This window comes from Methylobacterium sp. 142-1Y, assembly GCF_057747795.1.
In genome coordinates this window covers 83,677-98,447 of the sequence record NZ_CM173224.1, presented here as the reverse complement: position 1 = coordinate 98,447, position 14,771 = coordinate 83,677, and the positions used below count along the sequence as shown (strand labels likewise).

The following is a 14,771-nucleotide window of genomic DNA, read 5'->3' as shown; positions in this document are numbered from 1 at the left end:
GAGGTCGCGAGTGGGATGAGTGTCCCCCAGCCGACTGGTTCAGATCGAGACTTCCGCCCGTGTTCGCCCTCATCCTGCCGGCCTTCCTCGTCGTCGCCGCGCTGCTCGTCGGCCCGATGGTGCTGCTCGCACGCATCTCGCTCAACCAGTACAGCCCGACGCAGCTGATGATCGAGGCGACGACGGCGCAGAACTACCTCAATGCCGTCGCCGACCCGTACTACCGCGGCGTGATGGGCACGACGCTCGTCATGGCCTTCACCTGCACGGCGCTGACCCTGGCGCTCGGCTTTCCCGCCGCCTACCGGCTCGCCCGGATGGAGAGCCGCTGGAAGAGCCTCGTCACCGTGCTGACCCTGATCCCGCTTCTGGTCGGCAACGTCGTGCGGGCGGCGGGCTGGCTCGGGCTCTTGGGCAATGACGGGCTCATCAACGCGACCCTGCGCGGCCTGCACATCACCGCGAGCCCGCTTCAGCTGATCTACACGCCCGGCGCGGTCGCGGTCGGCACGATCGCCGTCGTGCTGCCCTACATGATCCTGACGCTGTCGTCGGTGATCGAGAGCATCCCGCGGGCGGTGGAGGAGGCGGCGGCCAATCTCGGGGCCAGCGCCTTCACGGTGTTCCGCCGGGTGGTGTGGCCGCTGGCGCTGCCCGGAACGGTGGCAGGCTGCGTCCTCGTCTTCATCCTGTGCATGAACACCTACGCGACCGCGGTGCTGCTCGGCGGCTCGCAGTTCAAGATGATGGCGCCCGCCGTCTACGACCAGTTCTCGAAGGGCATGAACTGGCCGTTCGGCGCGGCCCTCGCCTTCATCCTGCTCGCCGCGACCCTGGTGCTCACGGCGCTCGGCACCGCGCTGCTCGGCCGCCGCTACGCGCGCTAAGCGGAATTGCACGAGGCAATTCCGCTTGGCTCCTTGGTTTTGCATCATTTTCGCCGCCGAACCGGCGGCCGCTTCGGCGAATGATGCGTAGAGCTAACAAAAAGTCGGGAGGACACCTTGAGCGACACCCCCATCCTCGCCGGGAACGAACTCGCCGCCGAGCGGGCCAAGGCCGGCCAGCCGCCCCTGGTGCCCTCGACCTCCCGCGACCGTGGGATCGGGCCGCACAAGCGGCTGGTGCTGCGGGCGGCCACGGTCATCGACGGCACCGGCGCGCCGCCGATCGGCCCGACCGACATCGTGGTCGAGAACGGCCGCATCGTTCAGCTGAAGAAGGTCACCGGCAACCTCTCGAACACCGCCAACCGGCCGGCGCCGGGCGACCACGAGATCGATTGCCGCGGCAAGTGGGTGACCCCCGGCTTCGTCGATTGCCATGCGCATGCCGGCGTCGCGTACCATGCCGCCAACGGCTGGGTGCCGCCGGTCGAGTACGTCTACAAGCTCTGGCTCGCCCACGGCGTGACCACGGTGCGCGAGATGGGCTCGTTCAACGGCCTCGACTGGATGCTCGATCAGAAGAAGCGCGCGGAGGCCAACGAGATCGCAGCGCCGCGGCTGCTCGCCTACAGCTACTTCCCGGCCGTCAACGACATGCTGAAGCTGATCCACACCCCCGAGGAGGGGCGGGTGTGGCTGAGGAAGCTGAAAGAGCGCGGCGCCGACGGGGTGAAGTTCTTCGGGGCCCCGCCCGCCATCATGGAGGCGGCGCTGGACGAATGCGCGAAGCTCGGGCTGAAATCCGGATGCCACCACGCCCAGATGGCGGTGACGCGGATGAACGCGCTCACCACCGCCGGCTGGGGGCTGACCAGCGCCGAGCATTATTACGGCCTGCCCGAGGCTTTGTTCGAGGATCGGGTGGTGCAGAACTTCCCGCTCGATTACGACTACAACGACGAGTATTTCCGTTTCTCGGTCTCCGGCCAGATGTTCCGCCAGGGCGCCGAGCCCGGATCAAAGAAATGGAACGAGACCCTGGAGCGGTTCCTGGAGCTCGGCTTCACCTTCGTGCCGACCTTCACGATCTACGACGCCAACCGCGACCTGATGCGGGCGCGCCAGGCCGACTGGCACAAGGAGTATACCTGGAAGTCGATGTGGGACTACTTCACGCCGCAGCGCGGCGGCCACGGCTCGTACTGGTATCGCTGGTCGACCCAGAACGAGATCGAGTGGAAGGAGAACTACCGGCTCTGGATGGCCTTCATCAACGAGTACAAGAACCGCGGCGGCCGGGTCTGCGCCGGGTCGGATTCGGGCTTCATCTACCAGATCTTCGGCTTCGGCTACATCCGCGAGCTGGAGCTGTTGCAGGAGGCGGGCTTCCATCCGCTGGAAGTGGTGCGCGCCGCGACCTCGCAGGGAGCCGCCCTGTGCGGGCTCGAGGACGAGATCGGCACCGTCGAGGTCGGCAAGCGCGCCGACCTGCTGGTCCACGACCACAACCCGCTCACCGACTTCAAGCTGCTCTACGGCACCGGGGCTTTGCGCCTCGACGAGGCGACCAACGGCGCCACCTGGCATCGCGGCCTCACGTACACGATCAAGGACGGGGTGATCTACGACACCGCCGAACTGCTCGCCGACGTGCGCGATCTCGTGAAGGCGACCTGGGACGAAGCGGTGCCGGCGAAGTATGCACGCCAGGATCAGGCGGCACCGTGAGCGACGTCCTCGACTTCGTGGTGCTGACCGGCTTCCTCGGCTCCGGCAAGACGACGCTCCTGCGCGATTATCTCGGCCTCCCGGAGGCTGCCGACACCGCGATCATCGTCAACGAGGCCGGCGAGATCGGCCTCGACGGGCTGATCCTGCGCGAGAGCGGGGGTGATGTCCCGATGACCATGCTGGCGAATGGCTGCGTCTGCTGCCAGATGACCAGCGACCTCGCCCGCACCGTCGAGGCCTTGCTCGCCGCCGAGCGGCCGGAGGCCTCGGGGCCGCTGCGCCGCATCGTGCTGGAGACGAGCGGCCTGTCGAAGCCCGGCCCGGTCCTGCGCCAGCTGGCGAGCCTCGCCGGGTTCCCGATGCGGGTCTCGGTCGTCGCCACCTACGATGCGCTGCGCGGGCCCGAAACCTCGGCCTTCGAGGAGGCGGCGGCGCAATGGGCCGCCGCCCATCGCATCGTGCTCACCAAAGTCGACGCCGCGCCGCCGGACCGCCTCGAACGGGCCCGGGCGGAGATCGCCGCGATCAACCCGCTCGCCGAGACGATCGCCGATCCGGACCGCGCGAGGGCGGTCGCGGCCGCCTTCGCGCCGCTCCCCGGTGCCGGCCTCGATCCGGCCCTGCTGGCGCCTGAATCCGGCAGCGCCCATCCCCGCGTCGCGGTCTGGCTCGCCCGGCCCCTGCGCCCCCTCCCCTACGACGACCTGGCGGCCTGGCTCGACAACCTCGCGGGCCATCTCGGCGAGCGGCTGCTGCGCCTCAAGGGCCTGGTGGGGATCGTCGAATCGGACCGCCCGCTGCTGGTCGAGAGCGTCGGCACGCTGTTCTCGCGCCCGCGCCCCTTCGGCCGGCCGGCCGAGGAGGCGGCGGCGTTCGTGGTGGTGATCGCCCGCGACCTGGCGGCGGGGGAGCTCGACAGCGTGGCGCCCGAGGGCCTGTTCCGCTTCGCGCCGCGGGTGGCGGAGAGCCCGTTCGCGCGGGTGGGGGCCGGTGTTCCGCGGGCGGAGGCGGTGCGGGGGTGAAGCGTCTCGGATGACCCTGTTCCGCACCCGCGGAACGGCCGTCATACGGTTTCCGGCTAATCGCTTCGCGATGCGGAAACCGGCTCCGCTCAGGCGCCGCGCGGGCTGGTGATACTGTTTCCGGAAGGGATCTTCCGGAAACAGTATCACACGGGCCGGTTATGGCAGGATGCCCCGACCTGAGCCGTAACGCCGCCCTCCCGCGAGAGCCCGATCGAGCATGACAGCACCGGCCGCCGCCTCTCCCGACAGCCCGCCCCGCGGCGCGGAGCCGTTCTGGTCGGCCCTGTTCACCGACCGGCGGATCGCGCCGGCCCTCGGGCTCGGCTTCACCTCCGGCCTCCCTTTCCTGCTCGTCTACGGGACGCAGGCCGCGTGGCTGTCGGATAGCGGCATCTCGATCGCCACGATCGGGCTGCTCAGCGAGATGACGCTGGCCTACAAGTTCAAGTTCCTGTGGGCCCCGTTCCTCGACCGCACCGACCCGCCGCTGCTCGGGGCCCTGCTCGGCCGGCGGCGCGGCTGGATCGTCGCGGCGCAGCTCGGCGTCATGCTGATGCTCGCCGGGATCGCCTTCGGGGATCCCGCGCACTGGCTCGCCTGGACGATCGCGTTCTCGGTGGCCTTGGGCTTTGCCGGCGCGACCCTCGACCTCGTCATCGACGGCTGGCGCATCACCAGCGTGCGGCCGCCCGAGAAGCAGGCCGTGCTGTCGTCCTGGACCGAGATCGGCTGGCGGATCGGCAATCTCGCGGCAGGCGCCGGCGCGCTGCTGCTGGCCGACCGGATCGGCTGGCGCGGGGCCTACCTCGCCATGGGAGCCCTGATGCTGGTCGGCATGGCGGCGGCCGTCCTCGCGCCCGAGCCGCCCTCCGACCAGGTGCCCCACGCGCCCCGCGCCGGCCTCCTCGACACGATCTGGGAGCCGATCGCCGACCTCCTGCGCCGCCTCGGCCCGATGGCGCCGGCGATCCTGCTGCTCGTGGCGGGCTTTCGCATGCCGGGCTACATCGCGACCGCGATGGCGGTGCCGCTGTTCAAGCACCAGGGCTTCACCAACACCGACATCGCCACCGTCACCAAGCTGTTCGGCTTCTGGATCGGGCTCGGCGGCACCTTCCTGGCCGGGGCCCTGATCCCGCGGATCGGCATGCTGACGAGCCTCCTCGTCGGCACCATCGCCGCCTCGGCCTCGCACTTGAGCCTCGCCTACCTGGCGGCGCATGGCGGCGACGGCGGCCGGGCCTTCTGGACCTTCGCGGTCACCGTCGGCATCGACGGCTTCGCCTATGCCTTCGCGTCGGTGGTGCTCATCACCTACATGTCGACGCTCGCCTCGACCCGGCACGCGGCGAGCCAGTTCGGGCTCCTGACCTCGCTCTGCGCCTTTCCGGGCAGCGTGCTGGCGGGATTTTCCGGCTTCATCGTCGAGCGGACGGGGTTTCCCTGGTTCTTCGTCCTGACCTCGCTCATCGGCGTGCCAGTGGCTTTGCTCGCCGTCTATGTCTGGGCCAAGGTCGGGATCTCCGACGAGGCGCCGGCGACGACCTGACCGGTCCGGGGGTCGAGCGGTACCGGGCGATCCCTCGCGCCGGACGAAGGACCGGCGCGCCCTGCTTGACACGTAGCCCCACTCCCCCCACTCTCCCCGGCTCCCAGGGGAGCCTCGCGAGGAGGCTGAGATTCCGCCGGTCCGGTTCGTCCGGGCGCCGCGGTGACCCTATGAACCTGATCCGGGTCATGCCGGCGTAGGGATGCGGGACCGGCGCGGCGCAAAGGCCGAACCTGCCGTCTTTTCGCGCATGATCTCCGCTCGGTCTGGCCCTCGCCCGGGATGGGCGCGAGGTGGCCGTGATGTCGCAAGCGGAGATCGTCGAGGCCCTGCTCGACTTCATCGGACGGCCGGGCGCGAGCGAGGCGGAGTTCGAGGCGCTGGCGTTGCGGCTCTTCGCCTACCAGTTCGCCCACAACGCGCCCTATCGCCGCTTCACGCAGCAGCGCGGGCGCACGCCGCTCACCGTGCGGCGCTGGCGCGACATCCCGGCGGTACCGATCAAGGCGTTCAAGGACCTGACCCTGAGCTGCTCCCCGCCGGACGCGGCCGAGCGGGTGTTCATGACGAGCGGCACGACCGGGAGCGGACGCGGCCGCAGCTACCACCCGACGCTCGCGGTCTACGACGCCTCGATGCTGGCGGGCTTCGCCGCCCGGATCATGCGCGGGCGAGACACGATTCGGATGGGCATCCTGTTTCCGGACGAGGCGGCTTTGCCCAATTCGTCGCTGGCCCATTATCTCGCGCTGGCGAAGGACCGGTTCGGCACGGCGGACAGCGCGGTCTTCGTCGGTCCCGCGGGGCTCGACCTCGATGCGCTGCTGGCGGCGCTGGCGGAGGCCGAGGCCTCGGGCGAGCCCTATGCCCTGCTCGGCGCCACCTATGCCTTCGTGCCGGTGATGGATGCGCTCAAGGAGCGTGGCCGCCGCTTCGCCCTGCCGCCGGGGAGTTTCTTGTTCGATACCGGCGGCTTCAAGGGCCAGTCGCGGGAGATCGAGCCGGATGCCTTCTATGACGGGCTGTCGGCGGCTTTCGGCGTGCCGCGCGAAGCCTGCCTCAACATGTACGGCATGACAGAGCTGAGCACCCAGTTCTACGACGACGGCAACGCGACCTGCCCGCCGGTGAAGTCCGGCCCGCACTGGATCCGCAGCCGCGTCGTCGATCCGCTCACCGGCATCGACGTCCCTGAGGGCGAGACCGGCGTGCTGGTCCACCACGACCTCGCCCATTTCAACTCCGTCTCGGCGATCCTGACCGAGGATGCCGGGGTGATCGTGCCCGGCGGCTTCCGGCTGCTCGGCCGGGTCGAGGGCTCGGCGTCGCGCGGCTGCTCGGTCGCGGTGGCCGAATTCCTGGCCGCCGCGCAGGGATGAGCACGATCGAGGAAGCCGGGTACCTGCCGGGGCTCAGTCCCGAGGCGATCGGCCGGCGCATCGTCCAGCACCGGGCCTGGGGCGAAACCGTCGCGGTGGCGCTGCCGGAGCTGACCGAGGATCAGGCCGAGACCCTGTGCGCCCATGTCCGCGCCCGCGCCCGCGAGACCTTGCGGCGGATGGAGACCGCCCGGATCGTCGCGGCCATCGACCGGGCGAGCGCCTGCCTGCTCGACCGCGCGCATCCTTTGCGCCGCAAGGCCGAGGCGCTGCTGCCGGTCGTCACCGGCTACGACCGCGAGACGGTGCGGCTCGGGCTGACGAGCTACCTGAAGACCTTCCGGCGGCCGCAATTGCTGCGTTTCCTCGCGGAGGATTTCTCCAATCCGGCCGTGCTCGACGGGTTCCAGCCGGCGGTGAAGGGCGGGCTGGTGCGGGCACGGGGGCCGGACCTGCTGCTCCATGTCTGGGCCGGCAACGTCCCGGCCCTGCCGCTGTGGAGTCTCGTCTCGGGGTTGCTGGTCAAGGCCGGCACGGTCGGCAAGCTCGCCTCCGCCGAGCCGCTGACCGCCGGCTGGTTCGCGCAAGCGATCGCCGAGGCCGACCCGGACCTCGGCGAGTGCCTGGCGATCACCTGGTGGAAGGGTGGCGAAGGCGGGCCCGAGGCGACGTTCCTCGCGCAGGCCGACTGCGTCATGGCCTATGGCGGCAACGACACCCTGGCGGCGCTCCGCGCCAAGGTGCCGGTCACCGCCCGGTTCCTGCCGCATGGCCACCGCATCGGCTTTGCCATGATCGCCCGGGAGGCCCTGGACAGCCGCCGCGCCGGCCCGCTCGCCCGCCTCGCCGCCCACGATATCGTCCGCTACGAGCAGCAGGGCTGCTACGCGCCGCAGATGCTGTTCGTCGAGCGCGGTGGCGCGACCGCGCCGGACGAGTTCGCCCGCCACCTCGCCCACGAACTCGCCGCGCTCGCGAGCCGCCATCCGCGCCGGCGGCTCGACCCGGGCGAAGCGGCGGCCCTCGCAGGCTGGCGCAACGCCCACGAGATGCGGGCCCTCGACGGGAGCGCGACGCTTCTCGGCGATCCGGCCGATCCGTGGAGCGTCGTCCTGCTCGACGACACCGTGGGTCTGAGCCCGTCCGGCCTCAACCGCAGCGTGGCCGTGGTGGCGGTCGACGATCTGGCGGAGGTGCCGGCCCGGGTGGCGCCCCACCGCGCCTATCTCCAGACCGCCGGAATCGCCGCCGCTCCCGCGCGGCTCATGGCGCTCGCCGACGACCTCGCCGGGGCCGGCGTCACCCGGATCTCGGCCATCGGCCGCATGACGGCGCCGGAGGCCGGCTGGCACCATGACGGGCGCTTCAGCCTGCTCGACCTCGTGACGATGACGGAGATCGAAGGCGGCGCCGAGGCGGCGGCGGAAGGCTTCGCGCCCTATGCCGATTGACGCCCATCTCGCCCTCGACGGAATCCGCTACCGCTTTCCCGGCGATGACGCCGAGACCGTGGCGGGCGTCGATTGGGCGATCCCCCGCGGGGCGATCCACTGCCTGCTCGGCCGCAGCGGCTGCGGCAAGACCACCCTGCTCAAGCTCGCCGCCGGGCTGATCGCGCCGGATTCGGGCCTCGTCCGGATCGGCGGGGAGCCTGTGCGCGGCCCGGCGCCGGGCGTCGGCTTCGTGTTCCAGGCCCCGACCCTGCTCGCCTGGCTATCGGCCCTCGACAACGTGCTCCTGCCGGTCTCGCTCGAGCGCCGGCCGCAAGCCGCGGATCGCGAGGCGGCCCGCGACCTCCTTGGCACGATGGGCCTCGGGGATCTTGCCGGGCGCCGGCCCGGTTCCCTGTCGGGCGGGCAGCAGAGCCGGGTGGCGCTCGCCCGCGCGCTGGTGACTGAGCCGGGCCTGCTCCTCCTCGACGAGCCCTTCGCGGCGCTGGACGCGCTCACCCGCGAGGAGTTGCAGGACGACCTCCTGCGCCTCTGCGCGTCCCGCGGCACCGCAGCTCTGTTCGTCACCCACGACATCGGTGAAGCCGTCTATCTCGGCGACCGGGTCGGCGTGATGGCGGCCGGACGCCTCGTCCACGAGGATGCGGTCCCGCTGCCCCGCCCCCGGCCGCCCGGCATCCGCTACGATCCCGCCTTCGGGGCCGTGTGCCGGTCGCTCCGCGCGGTCATGGATCGGGCCAAACCGGCGATCGGGCGGGCGGCGTGAGGACGCGGCTCGCCTCCGCCCTGCTGCTGGCGGCCCTGCTGACCGCCTGGGAGGCGTGGTGCCGCTCCGGCCGCGTCTCGCCCCTCGTCCTGCCGGCGCCCTCCTCCGTCGCCGAGACCCTGTGGGGCGAGATCGCCTCCGGCCGGCTCTGGCCGCACCTGCGCGTGACCATGACGGAGATGGGCTTAGGCCTCCTCGCCGGCACGATTCTCGGCCTCGGCACCGGCATCCTGCTGTCGGAATGGCCGAGCCTGCACCGGGTGCTGCGCCCCTACGTGCTGGCGAGCCAGCTGGTGCCGAAGCTGGCGCTCGGTCCCCTGCTGATCCTGTGGTTCGGCTTCGGCCTGACGCCGACCGTGGTGATCACCGCGCTGATCTGCTTCTTCCCGCTCTTCGAAAACACCCTCACGGGCCTCGCCCAGGTCGAGCCGGGCCAGCGCGAGCTGTTCCGGATGCTCGGCGCGAGCCGCGCCCGGACCCTCCTGCGCCTGAAGCTGCCCGCCGCTCTGCCGGTGATCCTGGCAGGCTTCCGCGTCGCCATCGTGCTGGCGCTCGTCGGCGCGGTGGTGGGCGAGTTCGTCGGCGGGCGCCAGGGCCTCGGCGCCTCGATCATCGCCGCCCAGAGCGTGATGGATTCGAGCCTGATCCTGGCCCTGTTCGTGGTCATCACCGCCCTCGGCATGGTCGTCTACGAGGCTGCCCGGGGGTTTGAGTCCCTGATTCTGCGCCGTTACGCGAGAGACTGACCATTCATGCCCGCCTTACGCCTGCTCCTCGTCCTCGCCCTCGCCTGGCTCGGCTCCCCGGCCCTGGCACAGACCCTGGATAAAGTCACCGTCGCCGGCTGGAGCCAGCCGATCAGCGAGATCACCAACCTGCTGGCCGAGCCCGACCACGGGCTGTTCAAGGCGCGGGGCATCGCCCTCGATTACGTGCCGGGCAATGGCGGCGGCTCGGCGATCCAGGCTTTGCTCTCGGGACAGGCGGATGTCGCCTTCACCGACCCGGCCTCGTTCTATCTCGCCCTCGACAAGGGGGCGGATCTGGTGGCGATCTACAACATCTATCCGCAGAACGTCTTCAACGTCGTGGCGCTTAAAGACCGCGGCATCCGCTCGATCGCCGATCTCAAGGGCAAGCGCGTCGGCGTCTACAGCCTGGCGAGCGGCACCCGCCAGCACCTGCTCCTGCTGCTCGCCGCCGCCGGGCTGAAGGAGAGCGACGTGACGGTGGAGGTCACGGGGCTGCTCAACTTCGCCCCCCTGATCCAGGGCCAGGTCGATGCCACCGCCGCCACCGATACCGGCCTGCTCGTCGGCCGCGCCAAGGGCCTCGGCGACGTCGATGTGATCGCGGTGCGCGACCATCTCAACCTGCCGAGCGACATCTTCGTGGTGACGCGGAAGGACTATGAGGCGAAGAAGCCGCTGCTCGAGCGCTTCCTCGCCGCCTACCGCGATTCCGCCGCCTGGATGATCGCCAAGCCTGACGAGGCGGCGCATCTCGCCGTCACCCGGGCGATCAACGGCCGCGACGAGGCGATCAACCGCGAGGTGATCGCCTTGCGCAACCTGTCGAGCGTGTCGCCGACCACCGAGCGCGAGGGCTTGGGCCATTTCGACTTGCCCGTCCTGCAGCAGGGCGCCGACCAGTTCCGCAAGCTCGGCCTCATCGCCCGCTCCCTCGACATGGGCCAAGTGGTGAAGAGCGACCTGATCCCGGGCAAGGAGGGCGCGCGATGAGGTTTGGCGACCGCGCCATCCTGGTCACGGGAGGAAGCCGCGGCATCGGCGCGGCCATCGCCACCGCCTTCGCGGCGCAAGGCGGGCTCGTCATCGTCAATTACCGCGAGAACCACGCCGCCGCCGAGGCGGTGGCCGACCAATGCCGGGCGCTCGGCGGCCAGGCCCTGACCGTCGCCGCCGACGTGACCGACGCGGACGCGGTGGCGAGGCTGGCCTCGCGGATCACCGAGGAGGTCGGCCGTCTCGACGCGATCGTCAACAACGCCTTCGCGCCCTACCGCTTCGATCCCGACCGCCGCCCGCGCTTCCGCGACGTGCCGTGGGAATCCTACCAGCGCCAGTTCGACGGCGCGGTGCGGGCGGCCTACAATGTCGTCCAGGCGCTGCTGCCGCTGATGACCCGGCGCAGCGGCGGGGCCATCGTCAACCTGGCGAGCGACCTCGTGGCGCGCCCGAGCATCCCCTACCACGACTACACCACCGCCAAGGCGGCCTTGATCGGCTTCAGCCGCACCCTCGCGGCCGAGCTGGGGCCGGTCGGCGTGCGGGTCAATTGCGTGGCGCCGGGGCTGGTCACCGGCACCGATGCGAGCCGGGACACGCCCGAGGAGGTGCGCGAGGCTCTGATTGCCCAGACCCCCTTGCGCCGCCTCGCGACGCCGGAGGACGTGGCCGGGCCGGTGCTGTTTCTCGCCGGCGAGGAGAGCCGGTTCGTGACCGGGCAGGTGCTGACCGTGGATGGGGGGTTGGTGATGGGGTGAGGGATGGTGCGGCAGTCGGCATATTCTACGACAGAACGGCTCGTCCGCGGCTCCGGCCCATCCCATCCTGGACCTCATCCTGAGGTGTTAGTCGATCAAGGATCGACTGACCTCGAAGGAGGGCTCCAGATACCACGCGATCCCTGGAGCCCTCCTTCGAGGTTAGTCCATCTCCGATGGACTAACACCTCAGGATGAGGTTGTGGCTTGGATAGAACCATCATCCGAAATTCCTTGCCTCACACCCCGAACCGCAACCCCTCCCGCTCGTAATCCTCCCTCACGCATTGCAAGATCACCCCGATCTCCGGCGAGGGATCGTTCTTGCGGTAGCTCATGATGACCGGGATCAGCGCCCGGTCCTCGTCGAGCGGCCGGTAGGCGACGCCGTCGCGGCGCAGGCGCTCGATCGAGGCGGGCACCACGCAGACCCCGGCCTCCGCCGCGACGAGGCCGAGCGCGGTCTGGAGCTCGCGCACCTCGTGGATCACCGGCGGGCGCACCCCGTGCTCGCGAAACAGCGCCAGGATGCGGTCGGCGTTGTTGGGCCGCGCGCTCTTCGGGTAGAGGATCAGGGCCGTCTCGGCGAGGTCGTGGAGCTTCAGCGGCCCGGGTGATCGCTCGGCATCCCAGGCCATCGGCACGGCGACGATCAGCTTTTCGTTGCGCAACAGCACCCGCTCGATCGCCGGGTCCTCGATCTCGACCCGGCCGAAGCCGACATCGATCCGGCCCTCCTTCAGCGCCGCGATCTGCTCCAGCGTCAGCAATTCGAGGAGCGTCATGTCGACGTCTGGGCGCTTCGTCCGGTAGCCGCGCAGGATCTCCGGCAATCGCCCGTAGAGCGTCGAGGCGACGAAGCCGATGCGAAAGCTGTTGCGCTCGGCGACGCGCAGGCGCCGGCCGGTCTCGCGCAGGTCGTCGACCCGCTCCAGGATCTGGAGCGCCTGCTCGTAGATCACCCGGCCCGGCTCGGTCAGCCGCACCGGACGCGAGCCGCGCTCGATCAGTTCGAGGCCGAACTCCTCCTCGAACTGCTGCACCTGCTTGCTCAGCGCCGGCTGGGCGACGTGCATCGCCTCCGCCGCGCGGGTGAAGCTCTGCGCGCGGGCGACAGCCACGAAGTAGCGCAGGTGGCGCAGCTCCAACTCATTCCTCCCCAATCATTCCTGCCAGGAATGGTTTTGTTCCCAATCGGTCTTGGACCTCTCTATGCCGGTTCCTTAGAACTTAAAAAAGAGGAAACGCTCAGGGCGCGAGCGGGGCTCGGGACGACAAGTCCCCCCGAGACCACGCCACCCTGCGCAGGACGAGAGCCCGATCCGGCCCGCACGGCGCGTGGACCGGCAACGATCCGTCTCGTCCCGAGAACAGCCGGCGCGGCAGGGAGACGAACATGCTGGACGATCTGCATCAGGTGGTCGAGGGCGCGGTCGAGGAGAACCCGGAGACCGGCGTGTACCGGTGCCGGCGCGACATCTTCACCGATCCCGACATCTTCGAGCTGGAGATGCAGCACATCTTCGAGGGCAACTGGATCTACCTGGCCCACGAGAGCCAGATCCCGAACCCGAACGACTACTTCACCACCTTCATGGGCCGCCAGCCGGTGGTCATCACCCGCAGCCGCAAGGGCGAGTTGCAGGCCTTCGTCAATGCCTGCAGCCATCGCGGCGCGATGGTGTGCCGGCACAAGCGCGGCAACAAGGCGACCTTCACCTGCCCGTTCCACGGCTGGACCTTCAGCAACGGCGGCAAGCTCCTGAAGGTCAAGGACCCGGACGGCGCCGGCTACCCCGAGAGCTTCAACCGCGACGGCTCGCACGACCTGACCAAGGTGGCCCGGTTCGAGAACTACCGCGGCTTCCTGTTCGGCAGCCTCAACCCCGACGTGAAGCCGCTGACCGAGCATCTCGGGCAAGCCACCCGGATCATCGACATGATCGTCGACCAGTCGCCGGATGGGCTGGAGGTCCTGCGCGGCTCCTCGACCTACGTCTTCGACGGCAACTGGAAGCTCCAGACCGAGAACGGCGCCGACGGCTACCACGTCAGCGCGACGCACTGGAACTACGCCGCCACCACCAGCCGGCGCAAGGAATCGCACGTCGTCGACAAGACCCGCGCCATGGATGCGGGCGGCTGGGCGAAGCAAGGCGGCGGCTTCTACTCGTTCGAGCACGGCCACCTGCTGCTCTGGACCACCTGGGCGAACCCCGAGGACCGGCCGAACTGGGACCGCCGCGGCGAGCTGGCCGAGCAGCACGGGCAGGCGATGGCGGACTGGATGATCAACCGCTCGCGCAACCTCTGCCTCTACCCGAACGTCTACTTGATGGATCAGTTCTCGTCGCAGATCCGCACCTACCGGCCGATCGCCGTCGATAAGACCGAGGTGACGATCTACTGCATCGCCCCCAAGGGCGAGGCGCCCGACGCGCGGGCCCGGCGCATTCGCCAGTACGAGGACTTCTTCAACGCCAGCGGCATGGCGACCCCGGACGACCTCGAAGAATTCCGCGCCTGCCAGATCGGCTATCGCGGCCGCGCGGCGCAGTGGAACGACCTCTGCCGCGGCGCCCGGCACTGGATCGAGGGCGCGGACGAAGGCGCGCGGGCGATCGGGCTGACGCCGCTGCTCAGTGGCGCCAAGACCGAGGACGAGGGCCTGTTCGCGATCCAGCACCGCTACTGGATGGACACGATGCGGCGGCATTTGCCGTAAGCCGCCGGCCTTCTCCCCTCCCCAGGCGATCCCGGGCTTGCCCGGTATCGCTGCAAGTTGTGGGGAGGGGGCGGGGGGTGGGGGTGGTGCCAGAAAAGCCTCGCGCTCTACGCGGCACCACCCCCACCCCTAGCCCCTCCCCACAAGGGGGAGGGGAAGGCGCCATAGCTGCAGACATCAGTTCAGAACATCCGCGGCGCCGCCCCCACCCAGGGCCTGAGCGCCCCCGCACGCCCATACGGAGCCCCCCGATGCCCCTCACCCTGGAGCAGGTGCAGCAATTCCTCTACCGCGAGGCCCGCTTCCTCGACGATCGCGACTTCGACGCCTGGCTGGCGCTCTACGCCCCCGACGTCGAGTTCTGGATGCCGTCCTGGGACGACGACGACCAGCTCGTCACCGATCCGCAGACCGACGTCTCGCTGATCTACTACGACAGCCGCAGCGGCCTGGAAGACCGCGTGTTCCGCATCCGCACCGAGCGGTCGAGCGCCACCAGCCTGCCGGAGCCGCGCACCTCGCACAACATCTCGAACGTCGAGATCCTGGAGCAGGACGAGACCAGCATCAAGCTCCGCTTCAACTGGCTCACCTTCAACTACCGCTACAAGACCGTCGATACCCATTTCGGCACGTCGTTCTACACCCTCGACACCAGCGGCGAGACCCCGCTGATCAAGACCAAGAAGGTGATCCTCAAGAACGACTACATCCACCACGTCATCGACGTCTATCACATCTAGGGAGGGCGC

The 14,771-nt window shown here is 69.9% G+C and carries 13 protein-coding genes and 1 riboswitch; of the genes, 12 read left to right on the top strand and 1 reads right to left on the bottom strand.

The features are described 5' to 3' along the window. Positions 1 to 59: 59 nt before the first annotated feature. The 10 genes from AC3AOF_RS00495 to AC3AOF_RS00450 all read left to right on the top strand — a co-directional run bounded on the left by AC3AOF_RS00495 (position 60) and on the right by AC3AOF_RS00450 (position 11,294). Entirely contained in the window at positions 60 to 887 is an 828-nt protein-coding gene (locus AC3AOF_RS00495; RefSeq protein WP_236992506.1) for an ABC transporter permease, read from the top strand. A 117-nt stretch (positions 888 to 1,004) separates the two neighbouring features. After that, complete coding sequence (locus AC3AOF_RS00490) at positions 1,005 to 2,615, top strand: amidohydrolase family protein (RefSeq protein ID WP_488347391.1); 1,611 nt, start codon at positions 1,005 to 1,007, stop codon at positions 2,613 to 2,615. Further along, complete coding sequence (locus AC3AOF_RS00485) at positions 2,612 to 3,640, top strand: CobW family GTP-binding protein (protein WP_488347390.1); 1,029 nt, start codon at positions 2,612 to 2,614, stop codon at positions 3,638 to 3,640. The genes AC3AOF_RS00490 and AC3AOF_RS00485 overlap by 4 nt, the downstream gene beginning before the upstream one ends. A gap of 220 nt (positions 3,641 to 3,860) precedes the next feature. Continuing rightward, on the top strand, positions 3,861 to 5,192 hold the full coding sequence (locus AC3AOF_RS00480; RefSeq protein ID WP_488347389.1) for an AmpG family muropeptide MFS transporter: 1,332 nt from the start codon (positions 3,861 to 3,863) through the stop codon (positions 5,190 to 5,192). A gap of 105 nt (positions 5,193 to 5,297) precedes the next feature. Next, a riboswitch (TPP riboswitch) is annotated at positions 5,298 to 5,395 on the top strand. A gap of 99 nt (positions 5,396 to 5,494) precedes the next feature. After that, entirely contained in the window at positions 5,495 to 6,571 is a 1,077-nt protein-coding gene (locus AC3AOF_RS00475; protein WP_488347388.1) for a LuxE/PaaK family acyltransferase, read from the top strand. Continuing rightward, positions 6,568 to 8,022, top strand: coding sequence for an acyl-CoA reductase (locus AC3AOF_RS00470; protein ID WP_488347387.1), 1,455 nt, complete (start codon positions 6,568 to 6,570; stop codon positions 8,020 to 8,022). The genes AC3AOF_RS00475 and AC3AOF_RS00470 overlap by 4 nt, the downstream gene beginning before the upstream one ends. Then, entirely contained in the window at positions 8,012 to 8,788 is a 777-nt protein-coding gene (locus AC3AOF_RS00465; protein WP_488347386.1) for an ABC transporter ATP-binding protein, read from the top strand. The genes AC3AOF_RS00470 and AC3AOF_RS00465 overlap by 11 nt, the downstream gene beginning before the upstream one ends. Continuing rightward, entirely contained in the window at positions 8,785 to 9,534 is a 750-nt protein-coding gene (locus AC3AOF_RS00460; RefSeq protein WP_488347385.1) for an ABC transporter permease, read from the top strand. Before AC3AOF_RS00465 ends, AC3AOF_RS00460 begins: the two co-directional genes overlap by 4 nt. A gap of 6 nt (positions 9,535 to 9,540) precedes the next feature. Continuing rightward, a complete protein-coding gene (locus AC3AOF_RS00455; protein WP_488347384.1) occupies positions 9,541 to 10,530 on the top strand; it encodes an ABC transporter substrate-binding protein in 990 nt (329 codons plus the stop codon). Next, on the top strand, positions 10,527 to 11,294 hold the full coding sequence (locus AC3AOF_RS00450) for a 3-oxoacyl-ACP reductase (RefSeq protein ID WP_488347383.1): 768 nt from the start codon (positions 10,527 to 10,529) through the stop codon (positions 11,292 to 11,294). The genes AC3AOF_RS00455 and AC3AOF_RS00450 overlap by 4 nt, the downstream gene beginning before the upstream one ends. Before the next feature lie 239 nt (positions 11,295 to 11,533). On the opposite strand, the gene AC3AOF_RS00445 is transcribed toward AC3AOF_RS00450, so the two are convergent. Next, positions 11,534 to 12,442 (bottom strand): LysR family transcriptional regulator, encoded by a 909-nt coding sequence (locus tag AC3AOF_RS00445; RefSeq protein WP_488347382.1) that lies wholly within the window; start codon positions 12,440 to 12,442, stop codon positions 11,534 to 11,536. 248 nt (positions 12,443 to 12,690) lie between these two features. Here AC3AOF_RS00445 and benA point away from each other — a divergent pair, with 248 nt between their 5' ends. After that, positions 12,691 to 14,019: a benzoate 1,2-dioxygenase large subunit gene (gene benA, locus AC3AOF_RS00440; protein ID WP_236992517.1), complete on the top strand. Its 1,329-nt coding sequence runs from the start codon at positions 12,691 to 12,693 to the stop codon at positions 14,017 to 14,019. Between the two features lie 251 nt (positions 14,020 to 14,270). After that, a complete protein-coding gene (benB, locus tag AC3AOF_RS00435; protein ID WP_236992518.1) occupies positions 14,271 to 14,762 on the top strand; it encodes a benzoate 1,2-dioxygenase small subunit in 492 nt (163 codons plus the stop codon). The last annotated feature ends 9 nt before the right edge of the window (positions 14,763 to 14,771 follow it).